The sequence below is a fragment of the Nitrospira sp. Ecomares 2.1 genome (genome assembly GCF_965152585.1).
The window spans coordinates 1,136,533-1,156,137 of record NZ_OZ224219.1; the positions used below are offsets into that span (position 1 = coordinate 1,136,533).

15 protein-coding genes are annotated in these 19,605 nt (G+C 50.1%); 6 read left to right on the forward strand and 9 right to left on the reverse strand.

Annotated elements, in window-relative coordinates; translation table 11 throughout:
• The first annotated feature begins 66 nt into the window (after positions 1–66).
• Both ACWHYD_RS05095 and ACWHYD_RS05100 read left to right on the forward strand, forming a co-directional pair.
• Positions 67–585: a TIGR03546 family protein gene (locus tag ACWHYD_RS05095; protein WP_447964833.1), complete on the forward strand. Its 519-nt coding sequence runs from the start codon at positions 67–69 to the stop codon at positions 583–585.
• Positions 585–2,375: a TIGR03545 family protein gene (locus tag ACWHYD_RS05100; protein WP_447964834.1), complete on the forward strand. Its 1,791-nt coding sequence runs from the start codon at positions 585–587 to the stop codon at positions 2,373–2,375. Before ACWHYD_RS05095 ends, ACWHYD_RS05100 begins: the two co-directional genes overlap by 1 nt.
• A 19-nt stretch (positions 2,376–2,394) precedes the next feature.
• Here the strand turns inward: ACWHYD_RS05100 and sthA are convergent, their stop codons facing one another.
• Together sthA and ACWHYD_RS05110 are read right to left on the reverse strand one after the other, a co-directional pair.
• Positions 2,395–3,846 carry a Si-specific NAD(P)(+) transhydrogenase gene (gene sthA, locus ACWHYD_RS05105; RefSeq protein WP_447965825.1) on the reverse strand — a complete coding sequence of 484 codons (1,452 nt, stop codon included), beginning with the start codon at positions 3,844–3,846 and terminating at the stop codon, positions 2,395–2,397.
• 260 nt (positions 3,847–4,106) lie between these two features.
• Positions 4,107–5,072 (reverse strand): metallophosphoesterase, encoded by a 966-nt coding sequence (locus tag ACWHYD_RS05110; protein ID WP_447964835.1) that lies wholly within the window; start codon positions 5,070–5,072, stop codon positions 4,107–4,109.
• Between the two features lie 41 nt (positions 5,073–5,113).
• Between ACWHYD_RS05110 and ACWHYD_RS05115 the strand changes: the two genes are divergently transcribed.
• Complete coding sequence (locus tag ACWHYD_RS05115) at positions 5,114–5,518, forward strand: hypothetical protein (RefSeq protein WP_447964836.1); 405 nt, start codon at positions 5,114–5,116, stop codon at positions 5,516–5,518.
• Positions 5,519–5,794: 276 nt separating this feature from the next.
• On the opposite strand, the gene ACWHYD_RS05120 is transcribed toward ACWHYD_RS05115, so the two are convergent.
• Positions 5,795–6,790: an acetyl-CoA carboxylase carboxyltransferase subunit alpha gene (locus ACWHYD_RS05120; RefSeq protein WP_447965826.1), complete on the reverse strand. Its 996-nt coding sequence runs from the start codon at positions 6,788–6,790 to the stop codon at positions 5,795–5,797.
• A gap of 19 nt (positions 6,791–6,809) precedes the next feature.
• A complete protein-coding gene (locus ACWHYD_RS05125) occupies positions 6,810–10,274 on the reverse strand; it encodes a DNA polymerase III subunit alpha (protein ID WP_447964837.1) in 3,465 nt (1,154 codons plus the stop codon).
• 612 nt (positions 10,275–10,886) lie between these two features.
• On the opposite strand from ACWHYD_RS05125, the gene ACWHYD_RS05130 reads away from it, so the two are divergent.
• Both ACWHYD_RS05130 and bfr read left to right on the forward strand, forming a co-directional pair.
• The gene (locus tag ACWHYD_RS05130) at positions 10,887–11,207 is read left to right on the forward strand and encodes a heavy metal-binding domain-containing protein (RefSeq protein WP_342349156.1); all 321 of its coding nucleotides are present in this window, start codon (positions 10,887–10,889) and stop codon (positions 11,205–11,207) included.
• A 223-nt stretch (positions 11,208–11,430) separates the two neighbouring features.
• On the forward strand, positions 11,431–11,904 hold the full coding sequence (bfr, locus tag ACWHYD_RS05135) for a bacterioferritin (protein ID WP_447964838.1): 474 nt from the start codon (positions 11,431–11,433) through the stop codon (positions 11,902–11,904).
• Between the two features lie 158 nt (positions 11,905–12,062).
• On the opposite strand, the gene ACWHYD_RS05140 is transcribed toward bfr, so the two are convergent.
• The 4 genes from ACWHYD_RS05140 to ACWHYD_RS05155 all read right to left on the reverse strand — a co-directional run bounded on the left by ACWHYD_RS05140 (position 12,063) and on the right by ACWHYD_RS05155 (position 17,791).
• Positions 12,063–14,141: a TonB-dependent receptor gene (locus ACWHYD_RS05140; RefSeq protein WP_447964839.1), complete on the reverse strand. Its 2,079-nt coding sequence runs from the start codon at positions 14,139–14,141 to the stop codon at positions 12,063–12,065.
• Positions 14,142–14,346: 205 nt separating this feature from the next.
• A complete protein-coding gene (gene nikR / locus ACWHYD_RS05145) occupies positions 14,347–14,763 on the reverse strand; it encodes a nickel-responsive transcriptional regulator NikR (protein ID WP_447965827.1) in 417 nt (138 codons plus the stop codon).
• Between the two features lie 634 nt (positions 14,764–15,397).
• Positions 15,398–15,856, reverse strand: coding sequence for a hydrogenase maturation protease (locus ACWHYD_RS05150; protein WP_447964840.1), 459 nt, complete (start codon positions 15,854–15,856; stop codon positions 15,398–15,400).
• A 102-nt stretch (positions 15,857–15,958) separates the two neighbouring features.
• On the reverse strand, positions 15,959–17,791 hold the full coding sequence (locus ACWHYD_RS05155) for a glycoside hydrolase family 15 protein (protein ID WP_447964841.1): 1,833 nt from the start codon (positions 17,789–17,791) through the stop codon (positions 15,959–15,961).
• Between the two features lie 357 nt (positions 17,792–18,148).
• On the opposite strand from ACWHYD_RS05155, the gene ACWHYD_RS05160 reads away from it, so the two are divergent.
• Positions 18,149–18,967 carry a hypothetical protein gene (locus ACWHYD_RS05160; RefSeq protein WP_447964842.1) on the forward strand — a complete coding sequence of 273 codons (819 nt, stop codon included), beginning with the start codon at positions 18,149–18,151 and terminating at the stop codon, positions 18,965–18,967.
• A gap of 111 nt (positions 18,968–19,078) precedes the next feature.
• Here ACWHYD_RS05160 and ACWHYD_RS05165 read toward each other — a convergent pair whose 3' ends face one another.
• Entirely contained in the window at positions 19,079–19,600 is a 522-nt protein-coding gene (locus ACWHYD_RS05165; protein ID WP_447964843.1) for a gluconokinase, read from the reverse strand.
• Positions 19,601–19,605: the final 5 nt, after the last annotated feature.

The following is a 19,605-nucleotide window of genomic DNA, read 5'->3' on the forward strand; positions in this document are numbered from 1 at the left end:
TGTGTGGACGTAGCACGGGTTCAAAGGTATTCTGGTATTGTGCTCATATGGATTGTCTATTAACGAATGATTAAGCTTCTTGCCAAACTACTTCGTGTTCTGAATTCCGAGACCGAGCCGGGCCAACTCTCGTTGGGATTGTGTTTTGCCATGATCGTTGGGCTTACCCCGCTTCTGAGCTTGCACAATCTCTTTGTGCTCCTGTTGGTATTTATCCTGCGTGTGAATCTATCGGCTTTTCTGTTTGGGCTGGCGCTGTTTACCGCGATGGCTTATCTCCTTGATCCGCTCTTTCATCTACTGGGGTTGACCGTTCTGACCGCTCCAACGCTGGAAGGGTTTTGGACCTCCCTTTATCAATCGGTGTGGTGGCGATTGGAGCATTTTAATAATTCTATTGTGATGGGCAGCCTGGTGTTTTCTGTTGCTATGTTTGTCCCTGTTCTTCTGCTTTCGAACCTCTTGATTCGTCGCTATCGACAACATGTCCTGGCCTGGGTACAAAAAACCCGGATTATGCAAATGTTTAAAGCTAGCAAGTTGTATCAGACCTATGAAACCTTTTCGTCATGGAGGCCTAGCTGATGACGAAATGGATTCGGTGGTGGGGGCTTGGGGCGTTTGTCGTGTTTGCAGGCATTTTCGGTTGCGTGTGGATATTTTTGGTGGATGGATGGGTGAAAAGTTTGATCGAAGGGGCAGGGACCGAAGCCCTGGGAGCTCAGGTAGAGCTGGATGCGGCTGATCTCAGCCTGTTTCCCGCTGGCCTCTCGTTGACCAGATTGCAAGTGACGAATCCCAGGAAGCCCATGACCAATGCGGTGGAAGTGGCCAACGTGACTATGGGTTTAGATGGACTGAATCTCCTACGGCGAAAAGTCATTGTGGAAGAAATGGCTTTGGAAGGTGTTCGTTTGGGCACTCTCAGAACCACATCCGGCGCCGTCAAGCCAATCCCAGACGTGTCTGCTGAAGAGGAGTCCGGGATGTTTTCTCTTGCGCTTCCGGCTCTTGAAGTTCCTGACGTGAAAAATATTTTAGAAAAAGAAGACCTGGAAACCATCCGATTGATTGAGGCATTGAAAGGGGATGTTGAGCGGGAAAAAGAGGCATGGGAGGCAAGGTTGAAAGAGTTGCCGGGGAAAGCCCGGTTGGCCGAATACAAAGAACGGGTGAAAAGTCTGAAAAAGGCTGCAAAAGGCGGACTGGAAGGCGTTTTGGGCGGAGTGGGGGAAGTGCAGGTCTTGAAACAGGATATTGAGCAGGAAATTGAATCGCTCAAAGGGGCGAAGAAGGAGTTCGAGGAGAAGTTGGCGTTACTACGCACACGCCTCGATCAGGTGAAAACCGCACCGCAACGGGATATTCAACACCTCAAGGCCAAATACAATTTATCCCCAAAAGGGTTGGCTCATGTGAGTCAAACATTATTGGGGCCCCAGATTGGATCATGGGTTCATCAGGGAGCGGCCTGGTATGAACGAGCGAAGCCGTTTCTGGAAGGGGACCGCGCAGGGGGAGGAGAAGATGGCCCACAGGTGGACAAGCCTTTGCGTGGGAAGGGTGTGGATGTGCATTTTCAGGAAGTGCATCCGCTTCCCGATTTCCTGATTCGTCTGACGAAGGTATCGATCAGTTTAGGAGCAGGTGATTTGGCCGGGACTATCCATAATATCACCAACGACCAACCGACATTGGGACAACCCATAACGTTTGCTTTTTCCGGAGACCGGTTGAAGGGGGTACAGTCTATTTCGTTGGAAGGGTTTCTCAACCATGTGGTGCCCGCCGATTCCAAGGATCATCTGACAGTGCAGGCAAAAAAGTATGAACTGGATAATCTGGCATTATCCAAAAATGATAAATGGCCCGTCACCCTGGCTAGCGGGGTGGGTGGTGTCAACGTAAACGCGGATCTCAAGGACCGGGGATTAGCAGTTCATGGCATAGGGAATTTCCACAGTCTTCACTTCTCGGCAGGAAAAGATGGTGATACCAATCCTTTAACCAAATCCCTCAGCTCTGCCGTGGCGGGTGTATCTGAGTTTTCTGTTCAGGCTAATGTGACGGGGACATTGGAACAACATGAAGTCACGGTATCCTCTGACCTGGATGGTGTTCTTCAGGATGCGGCTGGCAAGATGGTGAATGAATTGGCTGCAAAGTTTGGCACTGAACTTCAATCGGCCATCTCGGCGAAGATTGCCGAACCGATGCAACAACTTCAAAATAATTTGGGCGGGTTTGAAAAAATTGCCGGTCAATTAACCGAGCGCGTCACGCAGCATGATGCTGTGCTCAAAAGTCTTCTTGAAAAAAGCCTTCCTATCAAAGGATTTAAGGATCTTCCCGGCGGACTCAAGCTACCGTTTTAACCGATACGTGAAAAGTCTGCTATGTTTCACAAAGTTTGTTGTAGGCGTCGAGGGCCGCTACTTTGTAGCATTCCGCCAGCGTGGGATAATTAAAGACGGTCGTGAGGAAGTATTCGAGCCCACGTTCGGTGTGAAGGATGGCCTGTCCGATGTGAATGAGTTCTGTGGCTCCCGTTCCGATCACATGTACGCCCAAGAGCCGGTGATCGTTTCGATGAAATAATAGTTTCAACATGCCGTTCAAATCTCCCATGATTGTGCCACGAGCGATTTCGCGGTAACGGGCTATTCCCACCTCATACGGAATTTTCTGGAGGGTCAGTTGTTCCTCTGTGGCTCCCACCATCGAAATTTCCGGAATGGCATAAATACCAACAGGGAAGAGGCTTGTCATGGGGTTGGCTTCCAGACCAAAGGCATAGCAGGCCGCTAAGCGGCCTTGCTCGGAAGATGTGGCGGCCAAGCTCGGAAAACCGATGACATCACCTGCCGCCAGAATATGCTGGACTGGGGTACGATATTGAGAATCGACCGGCAGACGGCCGCGGGCATCTACAGTCAATCCCGCCTTCTCGAGCTGGAGTGTTGCTGTGGCTCCCGTTCGTCCGACGGAATAGAGGGCAAGGCCTGAGACCAGTCGTTTCCCGGAAGCCAAATGGATCACGACTTTCCGGGATGGTGTGTCCGTAATTTCTAATTTTTCGACAGTTTCACCGAGACGAAAAGTGACCTGGTGATTCCGCATTTGATAAATGAGCTCATCAACAATCTCACCATCGAGAAATTCCAAGGGACGAATTCGTGAATCCACAAGGGTGACTTCGACGCCAAGTGCCCCTAACATTGAGGCATATTCAATACCGATGATCCCGGCTCCAACCACGGTCATGGTTCGTGGGAGCTGTTGCAGGTGGATGATGCCATCACTGTCAAAAATATATTGGCCGTCTATGGGAATATTGGGAGGAGGTGTCGGGATGGTTCCTACCGCAATCAGAATGTGGGCGCTCGACAGGGTTTGTGACTGGTTGTCGGTGTGAACCAACAGGGTGTGGGGATCCACAAAAGTGGCTTCCCCTTGGATGAGCTCCACATCGTTTCTTCGTAATTGATCGTTCATCACCTCACCTTCGGTGCGAATAACCTCCGCCACGCGCGCGACCAATTGGTCGGCCGTGGGTCGAATTTTCGCTGTATCCGGTGAACGACCCCAATGTTGATGGGGTCCGGTAAAGGACATGACGGCTTCTCGAAAGGTTTTACTGGGAATGGTCCCGGTCTCTAAACAGGCACCGCCCACTGTACGCTTTTTTTCAATGACCGCGACCCGTTTCCCTATTTTGGCGGCTTGAATCGCCGCCCGTTGACCCGCTGGTCCGCTCCCGATACAAATGAGGTCGTATTGAAATTGAGAGGGTGTAGTGATTGAGGAACTCATGAGGATAAGACGGGGCAGGATGCCGTTATGGATGCTCCCTCAGAGCATACCGTGAGAAATGAGGGAAGTACAGATGAAATTTATCATTAATTCGACTGCCTCACGATTCTACAGAAATTGTATGAGGGGCCTGCGAGTAATCTCGGGCAGAGATAGCCTGCGTCTAAGGTGCGATTATCAACATTCTCCGGGAAAAGGCATATCCTCAACAATCGATGCTGGTTGTCACCCTTCCATTTCTCCGTCAGTTTTCCCGATGGAGAAGATCAGTGTATGAATTGACCAGGCGATTTTCAAGATTGGGGAGCTCGTGTGAGCGTGTGAATGATGATTTCGGGAAAGCAGAAGAGGCGAATGGGAAATAGGGACGTGCCGACCCCTCGGGAGGTGTATCCTTGCATTGAACGGTATTGCCATGGGCCTGCCTTATAGGACCTGGGGCAACGACAATGGGTGATGATGGGATTGCCCCCAGGTAGACAGATTTGGCCTCCGTGCGAGTGGCCGCAGAGATAGAGGTCCATGCCGGCGTTCGAGGCTTCGGGAATAATTTCCGGCGAATGCACTAAGAGGATACGCACGGCGTCGGTGGGTGCGAGGCGTATGGTTTTCTCCAGATCACCCGTTTCGTAATAATGGACATCATCCAACCCGAGGAGCCAAATCGCATCCGACCCCTTTTCCAGGGATTGCGCTTCATTGAGTAGCATTCGGATTCCACATCGCTCGAGCCCAGGCACCATTTCGAGCCAATCATGATTCCCCAAAATGCCCGTGACCCCGTAAGGAGCCTTGAGGGTCTTCACCAATTCCTCCATGAGTATCAACGTCTTGTCATAATGGCCATAGGTGAGAAAGCGAAAATCACCGGTCATGACGCACAGGTCGTACTGCAGCCTGGACATGGCGGCCTGGAGCGCATGGCCTTTATCGATCATCCCCTCAATATGGAGATCTGACAAATGCACAATGCGAAATCCCTCAAAGGATTCTGGCAGGTGAGGGATGGAGACGGTGTGTTCGACAATTCGGTATTGTGACGTATTCTTCACAGCTAATGGCCAAATACCGGTTGTTTTTAAGAGAGTCTTGATAAGCCAGGCAATGGCTGGAAATTCCTCCATGTGAATATGGAGGTGATAGCCTTTTAAGAGAAGGGCCGAATAGTGGGCCTGCATCTCCATGCGTTGGCCTGCATGTTCAGGCCCGATACGGTCCACTAATTTTGCAAAGGCTTCTTGGTCGTGGTGTTGGGTCATGTGCTTGTCAGCCATGTGGGATCAGAGGTACCATTGCCATCATGCAACGACTAGATCTCTTTCAACCCGGGTTGCCTGATATCCAGTTTGTTCTCATGGTTTTGGCATTGTGTACTGCAGAACTGGAGACCATGAATGCGCCAGGATCCGTGAGAGAGACCGTGTTCAATCGGTGTTGGGCATTAATGCATGAAAGCCCTCCGCCTGTGAAGACACAAGAGCGGGTCCTTGATTTGACGCTTAGTGATGAGATTACCCTGGAGGCTTTGGTCCATGTCATTCGACAGACCTTCGAGGAGCATGGCTTTGTTGAATTGACCTGGGATCATCCACCAAGTGAACCCAGACGCGAATCGACTCCCGAAGCCGGCCCTTTGGTCGAGCGGTTACGGCAGTGGGAACCTCCTTCAGACAATTTGAATCCTCCCTCATCTTCATCAAACTAGTCCTCCATCCTGATCCTCGGATGTCTTGGACCGGTTCCCTTTTCTGGCGGATGAAGATCTTTCCTGCCCAGCGGAGAATCACCCTCTGAGCTATGGCGATCGGTCAATGGTGGCGTTTGTCTGGAGCACAAAAAAATAATCGGACTGCAATACGTGGACTTCGTGGTGTCTAATGGGGGGAGATGAACAATCGCATGGAGAACGTGCGAACCAATCAAAAAAAAGGTATCCTGTGGGCCTTTGGTAGCTTGGAAATGGTTACTGACTTCATGCAGGTTACGAGTTGACTGTCTTTACCTGTTTTGGCGTGGCCTGGGAAGAGCCAAAGGTTCCCAGGCTCCTGAATTTGGCCTCTCGTTGTTGTCGGAGCGCTGCCGGCGACAATTTCTGTAATTGCAGGAAATGGGTATCCAGTGCCTGCGAGATACGGTCGGCCATAGTTTTTGGATCTCGATGGGCACCTCCCATTGGTTCGGGTATGACCTCCTCGATAATATTAAGTTTGCGTAACTCCGGCCCCGTCATTCGTAAGGCGGTAGCGGCATCGGCAGATTTTGAGGCGTCTCCCCACAGAATTGCGGCACAGCCTTCCGGAGAAATCACCGAATAAATTGCATGTTCGAGCATCAGAATACGATCTGCCACTCCCAGGGCCAACGCTCCACCACTACCGCCTTCTCCTGTGACCACAGCCAGAATCGGCACCTGCAATCTGGACATTTCCAGCAAATTTCTGGCGATAGCTTCGGCTTGGCCGCGCTGCTCCGCATCAACGCCGGGGTATGCTCCTGGAGTATCGATAAAGGTGATAATGGGTCGGTTGAAGCGTTCCGCTAATTTCATGAGACGCAACGCTTTTCGGTAACCCTCTGGTTTGGCCATACCAAAATTCCGGCGCATGCGTTCCTTCAATGATTTTCCTTTTTCATGACCGATCGCCATGATTGAGCGGCCCCTCCATGTGGTAAACCCTCCCATGATTGCGCGGTCGTCGCCGAACAGGCGATCACCATGGAGTTCCATGAAACCTTCCGTCATATGTTCCAGGTAATCAGAAATCGAAGGGCGCTGTGGGTGTCTGGCGATCTGGCTATGTTGCCATGGCGAGAGATTGGCAAAGATCTCACGCTCAAGATTTGCCAGTTGTTCGGTTGATTTGACGATGGCTTCCTGAACCGAAACCTTTTTAGATTTTGATTTCACCAACTTGGCAATGCGTTCCTCAAGTTCTTTCAGGGGTTTTTCAAAGTCCAGGTATTCACGCACGGACAGGCTCCTTGGTAGAGGGAAATTATTGGAAGGTGACCGTGGATGTGCCGAGGAGATGTTCCACTTCTTCTAAAAACTCCGGGGACGGAGAAATGCCGATGTCCGACAATCCTGACATGCTGGCGGTCAGATCCGGATGCAAGTGAAACGCCAACGAAATAGGGGTCGGACCACGGTGACGTTCGAATATGTCCTTTAAGTCTAGCAGATTATGGGGGAGAACGTCCTGTTCGTGGACCTGGAGCGTCACATGCTTCACGGTTTCATTTTCTAATTGGGAGAGCGATTCGACTTTGGTGGCCTTGATGCGGGCGCCGTTATCCATCAGGTCAACGGTACCCGATATCCGAACGACCGATTCCGGTCCCAATAATTCTTCGTGTTGCTTAAAGGTTTCAGGGAAAATAATGGCTTCAACGGTTCCGTGTAAATCTTCCAATTGGGCATAGGCCATCCTGTTGCCTTTTTTCGTCGTGGTAATTTTGAGGCTTGAAATGACCCCGCAGACTTTGACCTCTCGTCCGTCGCCGACGTCGCGAATCGTCTGGGTCGAGCAGGTAGAAAAATGAGTGATCCCCACGCTGTGGCGGTTGAGTGGATGCGCAGTAATATAAAAACCGGTGAGCTCTCTTTCATATTTGAGTAAGTCATTCTGAGACCATTCGGGAATCTGTGGAATGACGAAACCAAACCCGTCTTGCTTTGGCGTGGCCGGTTCCGGAGCCAATATTTCAAACAGACTGGTTTGGCCTTCCCGTTTATTGCGTTGAATCGTCGAGGCATGCTCAAGGGCTTCATCCAGGACCTGAAACGTGCTGGCGCGCGTGAGACCCATAGAATCAAAGGCACCGACCTTAATGAGTCCTTCCAACACCCGTTTGTTGACCTTCTGCGAATCAATGCGGCAACAAAAATCAATAAAGGAAGAAAATGGGCCTTCCGTGTCTCGGGATTCTAAAATCACGTCCACGGCGTTTCCGCCGACGTTTTTTATCGCCACTAACCCGAATCGGATACCCTCAGAGACCACACTGAAGTTTTTTAAACTTTGATTGGCATCGGGCGGCAGAATGTGTACTCCCAATTCGCGACATTCCGAAAAATAGCCAACCATCTTGTCAGTATTTCCCATTTCAGATGTCAGCAAGGCCGCCATAAATTCAGTGGGAAAATGGGCTTTCAGGTAAGCGGTCTGGTATGTCACGACCGCATAGGCGGCGGAGTGTGATTTATTGAACCCGTACCCGGCGAAAAAGGCCATTTGATCAAATAATTTTTCGGAGATTTTTTCCGAAATTCCCTTTCCTTTGGCCCCTGAGACAAACAATTCCTTTTGTTTGGCCATTTCCTCATGTTTTTTCTTACCCATCGCCCGTCGGAGTAGGTCGGCTTGCCCAAGTGAAAATCCAGCTAACTGGTTGGCGACGGCCATCACCTGTTCCTGGTAAACGATCACCCCATAGGTTTCTTTGAGAATGGGTTCCAATTGCGGGGGGTCATAGACAATTTGGGAGGCATCGCGTTTTCGTTTAATGAAATCGTCCACCATGCCGCTCTCTAAGGGGCCGGGGCGATAGAGTGCGAGAATGGCGATCAGGTCCTCAAAGGTTTCCGGTTTGATTTTGACCAACAGGTTTCGCATGCCGGAACTTTCCAGCTGGAATATCCCTGAGGTTTTTCCGGAACTGAGGAGCTCAAACGTCTGGAGATCATTCAAGGCTAGATTGTTAATATCCAAGGGAGACTCAGTTGGAAGCTTGGCATTGACCATCCGAACCGCGTCATGAATCATCGTCAGGGTTTTGAGACCCAGAAAATCAAATTTCACCAACCCGACTTTTTCCAAATCGGTCATGGTGTATTGGGTGACGATTTCGTCGTTACTTGTTTTGTAAAGGGGCACATGATCCATGAGGGGTTTTTGCGAAATGACCACACCGGCGGCATGAGTCGAGGCATGCCGAGCCAAGCCTTCCAGGGCCATCGCCGTATCCATGAGTTCCTTCATCTTGGCATCTTGATCGACAAGTTCTTGCAGCCGGGGTTCCAGTTTCAGGGAATCCTGGAGGGTGATGTTGAGTTGGGTGGGAACCAACTTCGCGACCCGGTCAACTTCCGCATAGGGGAAGTCCATGACTCTTCCCACATCCCGAATGGCCGCTTTGGCGCCTAGCGTGCCAAAGGTAATGATCTGACACACATGCTCCTCACCGTATTTCTCAATGACATAGTTGATGACTTCGCCGCGGCGGTCCATGCAAAAATCCATGTCGATATCCGGCATGGTGACGCGTTCGGGGTTGAGAAAGCGTTCAAAGAGCAGGTTGTAGGTGAGGGGATCGAGGTCCGTAATGCGCAGAGCGTAAGCCACGAGGCTGCCGGCGGCCGATCCTCGTCCGGGCCCGACTGGAATTTTTCGGGATCTGGCGAAATTGATGATATCCCACACAACCAAAAAGTATCCGGCATACCCCATGGCATTCAGCACGGCGAGTTCGGTGTGGAGGCGCTGCTGGTAGACCTCGGGGGCTATGGCCGTCGGGCGTTCCCGTAAACGGGCTCGAAGGCCTTCTTCTGAAAGATGCTGAAGGTAGGAGTCATGTGATTGACCCTCAGGTACGTGATAATCAGGCAGATATGTGGTTCCGAATTCCAATTGAAGATCGCACTGCTCGGCCACCTGGGTTGTATTCAAGACTGCACGGTCAAATTCTGAAAATTCCGCAATCATTTCTTCTGTGGACTTCACATATAACTGGTCGGTGTCAAACTTCATCCGGTTAGGATCTTTGAGCGTTTTTCCCGTTTGAAGACACAGCATGATTTCATGCGGACGCGCATCTCGTTTATTGAGATAATGACAATCGTTGGTGCCCACCAGCGGGATGCCAAGCTTCTTATGAATCTCCAGTAATCCCCGATTCGCAACAAGTTGATGATCCAGGCCGTTGGCCTGCACTTCCAGGTAATAGCGGTCTTTTCCAAAGATGGACCGATACTCATCGGCCACCCGGAGAGCCCCTTCCATATCCTGATGGTTAATGAGCTGAGGCACCTCACCGCTCAAACACCCTGAAAGGGCAATGAGACCTTCTTGATGTTCCTGTAATAATTCCTTGTCCATGCGAGGCTTATAATAAAAGCCTTCAAGATAGGCTTTGCTGGAGAGTTTAATCAGGTTGTGATAGCCAACTTGATTGGTCGCAAGAAGAATCAGATGAAAATACTCGTTATGCGCAAGGTGGCCTGCCCGCTGGGTACGGTTGCCTGGAGCCATATAGGCTTCACACCCGATAATCGGTTTCACATCATGAGCTTTGGCTTTTTGATAAAAATCAATGGCGCCAAAGAGATTGCCATGGTCGGTCATGGCGACGGCGGGCATGCCGAAATTCTTCACCTGTTGGAACAGGGGTGTGAGTTGGTTGGCCCCGTCGAGGAGGCTATACTGGGTGTGAAGATGGAGATGAACGAATTGTGCCGGCACTCATATGATCCTTCCGTAAAAAAATTCTAATGAGCACTTCGAGTGAAGTCAAATGAAATCACCATCTGAAAAATATCGCGGTGTCCGGTTTCTGAATTTTTTGAGAATTGCAAGAATAAAAGACAAAATTATGAGGAGAAATAAGGATAAAGTAATCCAGAAAAAATGGGCACAAGTATGTGGATAAATCGGCAGTATCCGATTGAAAGGCAAGAGAGAGAATGTGTTAAGCAGATTGCTTATTTGGTGGGCATTGTATTGAACGATGAAACCCCTACCACAGGTTGGGTCATCAGGATGTTCAGAAAAATATCTGATTTAAGAGTCAAATTCTGCGCCATTCGTTCTCGACCATTTGGGGACTGTTGAATATTGTAAAAATTTTGCTATTTCATTCGCTGCTGAGGCACCGAGGCCACCAGAAAATAGTGGAGTGTTCAAAAAGGCCGCTAGCGGCATTTTTCAACACTCCCCTTTGTCGTGCAGACATACTGGCATGCGCGCGCGCTTTGCGGAAAAGTTGTGAGGGGAAACTCAGGATGAATATAGTATAGTCAGCAGGAGAGAGCGTATCTGAAGTATGTGTTTTTCATGTAAAAGGAGTGGGAGGACATGATACTGACAACGACGCACAATGTTGAAGGCCATCAGATTAAAGACTATTTAGGTGTGGTCGCCGGAGAGGCTATCTTGGGCACTAATTTTTTCAAGGATTTTTTTGCCAATATTCGTGATATTGTCGGAGGCCGATCGGGGGCATACGAAAAGGAATTGCGACGCGCGCGTGAAATTGCCTTTCAGGAAATTCAGGAAGAAGCCTTGAGGGTAGGAGCCAATGCCATTGTTGGAATCGATTTGGATTACGAGGTTATGGGGGAAACCGGGAGCATGCTCATGGTGAGTATAAGCGGGACTGCCGTGAGGGTTGAGTGATCGAATGGGTGACGGAGGAAGAACTTCACACCTTCATTAACTCGAAAGGTTGAACTTGAATATTCAGATCAACGAAGTTGAGAAAGGAATTCAATGTTAAATAATTTTCCCTAAATAAAAACATTGACCAAAATGAAGTTGGGCCGATAAACTATGTCAGTTGAATGAAACAGAAATTCTCATTTCTTACGTCTGAAACAATCTTAAATAAAGGAGGGCTTCCATGAAGGCAAAAAAAGGCGTCGTCGATTTTCTGAATAAGGTTCTTACCAATGAACTCACCGCGATCAATCAATATTTCCTACACGGCGAAATGTGTGGAAATTGGGGGTACGAACAATTACATAACGAAATTAGAAAACACTCAATTGATGAGATGAAGCATGCGGAAGAGATTATTGAGCATCTTCTTTATTTAGAGGGTGTTCCGAATATGCAGCGGTTGGGAACGATTAAAATTGGGGAAACGGTTCCTGAGCAATTTAAATCAGATTTGGCTCTTGAGCACGAAGCGGTTGTTCTTCTCGCCGAGGCCATTGCTCATTGTACCACTGTGGGAGATTTCACTACACGGGCAAAGCTCGAAGGTATCATTAAAAGTGAAGAAGAGCATATCGACTGGATAGAAACCCAATTGGAAACAATTAAGCAGGTGGGAGTTGAAAATTATCTCAGCCAACATATGCATGAAGAGTAGCCGTTTCTTTTTCTCAAATCTGACAGGGCTTTCCGGGATTGCCGATGCATCCTGGAAAGCCCTTTTTCATGGAATGATTGAGGGTTAGCTCGACCGTGAAACAGCCTGCATAGAAGGCCGGTTGTAGAGACTGGTGAATGCGATCATGGTCCTGCCCGTTATGTCGGAAAAAACCACGTCAGCCCACCCATGAACATTCGTGGAGTGCCGGGGACAAAGTGAATATCGGCAACACCTCCGGCGGGTTCTCCCGGAAGACGGGACTCATAATAAAACTGGGCCTGACGCCAATTGGTATCGGTCAAATTGCGGATGCTAAAAAATGCCTCCAGGCGTCCGGTTGGTGGCGCAAGTGGGATTTTGTAGCGAAGAACCAGATCGAAAATCGTAAATGGTTCCAGTTTCACATTGTCATCTTCCGTGCCGGCACGGCTTCCCACGGTCAACATTTGCAACGTTCCCGATAGTCCAATCGGAAAGCGGGCTGTGACGGATGAAAACGCCGTGAACTGCGGCGCCAATGGGACGGCATCCCCCGTTTTTCGGAACTCGGCATGCGTATACGTAACATCGCCTCGAATGGTGAGCCAATCCAGAGGGGTGATTCGAGAGCTGAATTCTGTTCCCAGGCGACGCGTCTTTCCTCGCGGTTCCGTTGTCCCTTCATCCCCCACGAATACCAATTCAGATCCCAGATCCAGCAGCCAAAATGTGGCGAGAAATTCGGACCAGGCCCACGGGCGGCTCCTGATACCGATTTCATAGCCAATAGCTCTGGTTAAGCTGTTAGTCGATGGATTTTCCACGGCATCGCGCGCATCATTGCTGTGAAAACCGGTTCCAACATTCAAGAAGAATTCCGTCTGGTACCAGGGACCAAAGACGAGATTGGCTTTTCCACTGGCGATGGCATTAGAGGCTGTCCCGTTTGGTCTTTCTGAGCAATCTGCCCCGCAACGATCTTTCACATTATACGTGAAGACATCAACACGACCGCCTCCCACAAATCGCATCCAGGGAAGGAATTGAAGGTCCAATTTCAGATAGGGAGAATAGGAGGCCTCGAATATGTCTGATTCCTGCGTGATCGCCAGGGACGAACGTTTCTGTTGCGTGCCCAAACGCACTTGGATTTGATCAAAGCGTGTCTGAAGTCCTGCCGTCATGGTGCCTTCATAATCGAGCAGGCGAAAAATCTGCCGATAACCGATATCACTTCCGGTCAACCATCGTCGGTCGGTCTGTTCAATCCCGTCACCATTTACTGGATCATTAAGATAAAACGTGAAGTTGCTGAACAGGGACAGGTAATAATATTGAGCCCATAGATTGGCGAATACTGTCCCTCCGCCGGGTAGATCGTAATGGTAATCCAATCGACCGGTGCTCCGTAACGATTTGCCGCCTTCTGAAGGATCAATGGAACCAAAGCGGTCTACCCCTCCGGACGTCACATCCCGCAAAGGAATCTGGCCTGACCCGTTCCATCGTCCATAATATTGAGAAAGCGTCACACTGAGTTGCGATGTGGCTGAGGGATCAAACGTTAGTTTCGCCAGCCCGTTGTATCGGGTATTGCGATTGACAAAATCATAGGGGCCGTCGGTGTAATAAAATTCTCCCGCAAGAAGGGTGCGGAATCTATCGTGAGTGGGAGAAGTCATGAACAGATGGCGTTGGGTATTAAAATTCCCTCCGGCGGATTGGACCACGGTTTGGGGAACTGTCTCACGGGTGACATAATTGGCAGCGCCGGCGGTGGCAAAATCACCATATTCTACATGGTAGGGTCCTTTTTTTACCGTAATTTCTTCGATAGTTTCCGGAATAATGAAATTGATGTCCCCGTATCCTTGACCATGAGCATGGCTGCGCATGTTGATCGGCATGCCATCCACATGAAGGGCCAGGTCTGTGCCATGATCAGCGTCAAAGCCGCGCAGGAGAAACTGATCGGCCTTTCCGGCGCCGCCTGAATGTTCCAAGGTAATAAGACCGGGAGCCAACCGCAATAAATCGGCAGGCCGGCCTTGAGGCTGAAGCAGAATATCCTCATTCAGAATGATTCGGCTGGAGGATGCCGCGATAGGGCGTTCTCCAACGACCTGCACTTCCTCTAAAACCGTGACCTCCTCCTGGTCATGGCCTGATGCCGAATCCACCCACAAGAAACTGAAGAGAAGGAAGACCTGTATCCACCAGGCAGGATGAGGTGTGTGAGGATGTAGGGCAACCATCGGGTTGATACTGAGGAAGAGGATAGAGGGGTAAAGGGGGAAAATCTGTTGGTAACACGAAAAAACAATAAGTAACACGATTTGTAGCAAGGTCCGGTAATATTGTCAATTTAAAATTGTGCGGGTTAGGGAGAGAGGAGGCATGGGGAGAATCGGAAGCCATGCGGTGAGCAAGGAATATCTTGAAAGGAGGAATGAAGGAGCGCTATTTCACGGCCTTTCCGGTGGTCGTCATAGTAAGTTGTCCATGCTTGACCCCTTTGGTTTTAATCAGCAGATTGGCTAAATCGACGAGAGCCGAACTTCGCCCTTTGACCACAATAACTTCCAGACAGTGGTCGTGATCCAAATGCACATGCAGATTCGAAATGATTTGCTTCCCGTATTCGTGCTGATGATGAGTTAATTGTTGCAGCACATCTGATTGATGATGGTCGTACACGAGAGTAATGGTGCCGACGGTCTCTTTATTTCCGCCCCATTCTTCCCCGACAAGTTGATTGCGGATGAGGTCTCGAATCGCCTCCGAGCGATTCTGGTATCCTTTCCGAGTGATGTGTTGATCAAATGCGGCAAGGAGTGGTTCTTCAAGAGAAACCCCAAAACGGACGAGTTGACTCATTGGCATGTTCCTTCCAGATTGGTTTTGGCCGTCCCCCTATCCTATGGCCTTCTAAATACAAAAGACAATTGATGGGCCATAAGGTGTCCGAGTAATGCGGATGCCGGTTGGTCTACAACCGTTGCAGGTTTGAAGTCGTCTTGAGGAGGGTGAAAAGTATGAGGGGGTGAGAAAGTAGCGGTTAATCCCAGAGTGACGAACCTGAGGGCAATGTCATCAGAGCGCCAAGAATGGTCCTCATTACACCCAGGCGGGCCTGGCACGCAATCAAATCCGGGGCAAAATGTTCAATGTGGTGTTTGGCGCAGGTCGCAAAAAATTGAATGCCCCCGTTGGCATTCAAGACGCGTCCGCGAAGGCGGTAGCACTGCGCAGGTTCCAAACGGGCGGCCGGGAGCTTACTCCCTGAACAAGGTCCTCGACATGGATGGCCAAGGTTTCAACTTGAGCCCGTCCAATAAATGTGGCGTCAATCATAACCGAACGTCTGTCGTTTGGGGAGTTGCGTAACTCCTGAGGCTGGTGCCGAAACGATTTCCAGAGATTGGAAGGGCCTCGTGAAAAACGATAAGAAGTGTATCTCAAGCCAATGGCGGAGTCCGGATTATTGAATCGGATGAGGGATATGACCGGACTAATGAGTGAGAGATCTGATCCTGACGCAAACATTGTCAACGGAAGCGGCGACAGGCTGGCTCAGATTTTCTCCAAAGGTGGTATCGAAGACTTCAATGAGAAAGACGGTGATATCTTGAGGAAACTCATCTTGAAAGATGATACGGCCGGTCTGGACGGCGTGATCCCAACGAAAATTATGTGGGTTGAAACTTGGAGAAGGCTGGTTGATCAGGTCAGGGTCTGAGATCTGAAAGACGGTTCCCGGTTCTGATCCGCTGGAGCAGGCATCGATAATGGTCAGCTTACTGGCGCCATGGGCCTGAAGGAGCACATCGATCCCATTGGTACCTGCCTCAACAATCTGAAGATCGGATTGGGGATGTTTGGAATAATATGACTGAAGCCGTTGAGCCACAACGACTCCTATTCCATCATCCTTTCGATAGAGGTTTCCGCATCCAATGATCACATGCATCGATGAAGTGTAGGATCATGTTGAGGGACTCGGCAATGGTTGCCCGGATCGCGGAGTCGGATCCGGAGAGGGGAGAGAGCGTGGAAAGGGGCCGTAACCTGGTTACTTACCTAGCGCCCGGTCCAGATTGAAGGCGGCGCTGATGAGGGCGAGATGCGTAAAGGCTTGCGGAAAATTGCCGAGTGCCTCACCGTGATGGCCGGTTTCTTCGGCATAAAGCCCCAGATGGTTGGCATAACCGAGCATTTGCTCAAACACAAGACGGGCTTCTTCTAAGCGATTGCGATCCGCTTGTCCAGCGCGCGTCATGGCTTCTACGAGCCAAAACGTACAAAGATTGAACGTGCCTTCCTCTCCGTCCAGCCCGTCCTGAATTTCCGCTAAATTATACCGGTAGACCAGTCCGTTGGAGACCAGGCCACCCTGTTCCGGCTTCCGGTTGATGGCATCCAGGGTCTTGAGCATACGGGGATCGGTAGGTGACACAAAAAACACGAGAGGCATCACTAAATTCGCGGCATCCAACGAAGTGCTTCCATATCGCTGAACAAAGGCTTGTCGTTCTGAATCCCATCCCTTGACCATAATTTCTTCATAGATATTATCCCGGGTCTTTAACCATCGCTCGCGGTCGGCCGGGAAGGACCGTTTTTCGGCCAGGCGCAGCCCACGGTCCAAGGCCACCCAGCACATCAATTTGGAATAGACAAAATGTTGCTGGCCCCCTCGGACTTCCCATATGCCTTCGTCCGTGCGTTGCCAGTTGTCGCACACCCAGTTGATCATGCGCCGAAGATGTTTCCAGAGATCGTAGGAAATGGGTGTGCCGTATTTATTATAAAGATACACCGAATCCATTAATTCCCCGTAAATATCGAGTTGGAGTTGGTTGTAGGCACCATTCCCCACCCGGACGGGGCGTGAGCCCCGATAGCCCTCGAGATGATCCAATGTTTCCTCGGTGAGTTGATGGCGTCCCTCGATGCTGTACATCAGTTGTAAGGATCCGTCAGGATTCAATTCATGACAGCGGGCTTCCAGCCACTGCATGAAGGCCGAGGCTTCTTCGGTGAAACCGATACGTAATAAGCCATATAAGGTAAATGCGGCATCCCGGATCCAGGTATAGCGGTAATCCCAGTTTCGAACGCCGCCGATCTCTTCAGGAAGACTGCAGGTCGGAGCGGCGACTATTGCCCCGGTCGGCTGGAACGTTAACAATTTAAGAACTAAAGCCGAGCGGTGGACCATTTCCCGCCAGCGACCGGTGTATGTGCATTGGGATAGCCAACGACGCCAATAGTCGACCGTGTGTTTAAATAACTCTTCCGCTTGGGTTTCCGGGCAGGAGGAGGTGGCTTGGGTATGGCCGGATTCGATCTCTTGCAGACAAAAATCGACTTCTTCCCCTTCTTGAAGGGTGAACTCGGTAATGATCATGTCGCCGTCCTGCGTCAGTGGAATGGTGGATCCCAGTCGAAGTGTCAGGCGGGAGGTTTGAAATCGAGCTCCATCTTTGGTGATCGTGAGCGTATGGGTATCTCGACCATAGTTGAATGCCGGACGGCATTCGAGACGAAACGTCATCGATTTTCTAATGGCTTGCACCCGGCGGATCAACCCGTCCCGGATGCAGTCAGTGGTGCGAAACCCGACCGGCATAAAATCGATCACCCGCCCGACTCCTGCCGGAGTATGAAACCGGGTCACGAGGACATTGGTATCGGGCCAATAATATTGTTTGGATTTGACTCCGTCAGGAACAGGAGCAACCTTGAACCGCCCACCCTTGGCATCATCCAGAATGGCGCAGAACACGCTGGGAGAGTCGAAATACGGATAGCAGAACCAATCGATGGACCCGTTCATGCCGACCAGGGCGGTCGTCTGCATGTTTCCGATCAGGCCGTAGTTTTCAATGGGCTGATAGGGCATGGTTTTTTTGTCGGCTCAAAAACGTTGAGTATTGATGACCAATCGAATGGGCACAACCTGCGGTCCGAAGGCAATCATACTATGACACAAGGGCCTCGTGAAGGCTCGAAGGTGCCGGGATCAGGTGAGTTTTCTATTTATACCTGGAGAATTCGAATAAGGCTAGTCCAGGTCATTATTCCCCGAGTCTGAGCAAGCGGCCCGTGGTTGCAAGGAGCAGTTGCATGGATCAATGACCGCTCCTAAGTGTGAATCAAAGGATGAAAATCCTGGTCAATTGCGATACATTGTGCAAATCTTCTCCGGGTTGTTCAACTCGCAAGGAATAGGGAGTTCGATGTCAGTGCGGGAAGCCTGATGCCTGTCTATCCATCCCACGTTATGATTGAGGGGCAACTCTATGCCTTTCAGCGTATTTTGAAAGATGATTTCTTTTCACGCAACCTCCTCTATAAGAACCAGGCGGATGAAGGGTATGTCCTCAAGCTGAGCGACTTTCGATTTGTGCTGGGCTGGCTGTTTCGCCCCCTGACGGGCTGGATCTCCAGGCGGGAATATCGAATCTATCAAATGGTGGCCGATCTTCCGGGCATTCCAGCGTTAGGACCGCGATATGGGAAACGAGGGTATTTTCATCGGTTTATTGAAGGACATACGCTTCATGAAATAGAACGGCGTATTCAGGACCAATTTAACGTGGTGGTGGGGGATCCCGTCATTGCAAAGTATGCCACATCGCTGGCTCCCGATTTTTTTGATCAGTTACGGGTCATTGTTCAGGCGGTCCATCGCCGGCGCATTTTTTATGCGGACTTGAACAAACGGGGGAATATCATTTGTTCGACGGAGGGAAAGCCCTATCTCATTGATTTTCAAATTTGTCTGCCTATTCCTGTTCGACAAGGATGGGTCGGTACGCTGACTGACAAGATCTTTCACGTGTTGATTCGGGAGGATCTCTATCATCTGTATAAACACAAACACACCTTTCAACCGCAGATGTTATCCGAGAAGGAGCAGCAGTTGGCCCAACGGTCGAACTTAAATAGGCGATACCGCCGCTATCTGTGGCGGCCCTACATTGTGCTGAAGCGGTTAATCTATCCGCATGGGAGCAATGAAACCATCTGGTATAAGTGGAAAAAGGAAAAAGACCAATCCCCCAGAATGTCCTAATTCTTTGATAGAAGTGATAGGGAAATGACCTCGCTCATGGTCAAAATCTCTGCAAACGGGCGCAACATACCTCTCATTTTCAGCCGTTCTTATCATGACGTCGCAGCGATGTCATGCCGGATGTAAGGGCAGCATTCTTTTAATTTGCTCCACAATCACTTCAGGTGCTTGAGAAACATCAACGAATGGAGCGTCGTGAGGCTCTTCGAGCGCTCTGAACTGACTGGCTAACAGGTCGGCTTTCATAAAGTGCATTGTTCGGGATTGCAGGCGTCGATGGATCACTGTGTAATTGCCTCGCAAATACACTATTGCCACCTGGGGCTGGCCCTCGGTAAACCACTCGCGGTAGGTCTGCTTTAAAGCGGAACACGTAATAACGGCGCGCTGGGCCTTCGTGATCAGGTCGAGAACAAGGTTATGCAAAGCCTGAAGCCAGGGAAGCCGATCTTCGTCATTCAAAGGCATCCCTTCACGCATTTTGGCAACGTTCTTTTGTGAATGGAAATTATCACCTTCGTAAAATGACCATCCGAGATCTCTGGCCAGGAGTTGACCAATGGTCGTCTTTCCCGAACCAGAGACACCTATCAGGATTACAATCCATATGTCCCGTTCCTTTGTCTCTCTCATAGCCA

Excerpts from the sequence above, each read along its gene's own strand:
- ACWHYD_RS05095 (WP_447964833.1), top strand. The coding sequence starts at position 67 with ATGATTAAGCTTCTTGCCAAACTACTTCGTGTTCTGAATTCCGAGACC.
- ACWHYD_RS05100 (WP_447964834.1), top strand. The coding sequence starts at position 585 with ATGACGAAATGGATTCGGTGGTGGGGGCTTGGGGCGTTTGTCGTGTTT.
- ACWHYD_RS05110 (WP_447964835.1), bottom strand. The coding sequence starts at position 5,072 with ATGACCCAACACCACGACCAAGAAGCCTTTGCAAAATTAGTGGACCGT.
- ACWHYD_RS05115 (WP_447964836.1), top strand. The coding sequence starts at position 5,114 with ATGCAACGACTAGATCTCTTTCAACCCGGGTTGCCTGATATCCAGTTT.
- ACWHYD_RS05130 (WP_342349156.1), top strand. The coding sequence starts at position 10,887 with ATGATACTGACAACGACGCACAATGTTGAAGGCCATCAGATTAAAGAC.
- bfr (WP_447964838.1), top strand. The coding sequence starts at position 11,431 with ATGAAGGCAAAAAAAGGCGTCGTCGATTTTCTGAATAAGGTTCTTACC.
- ACWHYD_RS05140 (WP_447964839.1), bottom strand. The coding sequence starts at position 14,141 with ATGGTTGCCCTACATCCTCACACACCTCATCCTGCCTGGTGGATACAG.
- nikR (WP_447965827.1), bottom strand. The coding sequence starts at position 14,763 with ATGAGTCAACTCGTCCGTTTTGGGGTTTCTCTTGAAGAACCACTCCTT.
- ACWHYD_RS05150 (WP_447964840.1), bottom strand. The coding sequence starts at position 15,856 with ATGCATGTGATCATTGGATGCGGAAACCTCTATCGAAAGGATGATGGA.
- ACWHYD_RS05155 (WP_447964841.1), bottom strand. The coding sequence starts at position 17,791 with ATGCCCTATCAGCCCATTGAAAACTACGGCCTGATCGGAAACATGCAG.
- ACWHYD_RS05160 (WP_447964842.1), top strand. The coding sequence starts at position 18,149 with ATGCCTGTCTATCCATCCCACGTTATGATTGAGGGGCAACTCTATGCC.
- ACWHYD_RS05165 (WP_447964843.1), bottom strand. The coding sequence starts at position 19,600 with ATGAGAGAGACAAAGGAACGGGACATATGGATTGTAATCCTGATAGGT.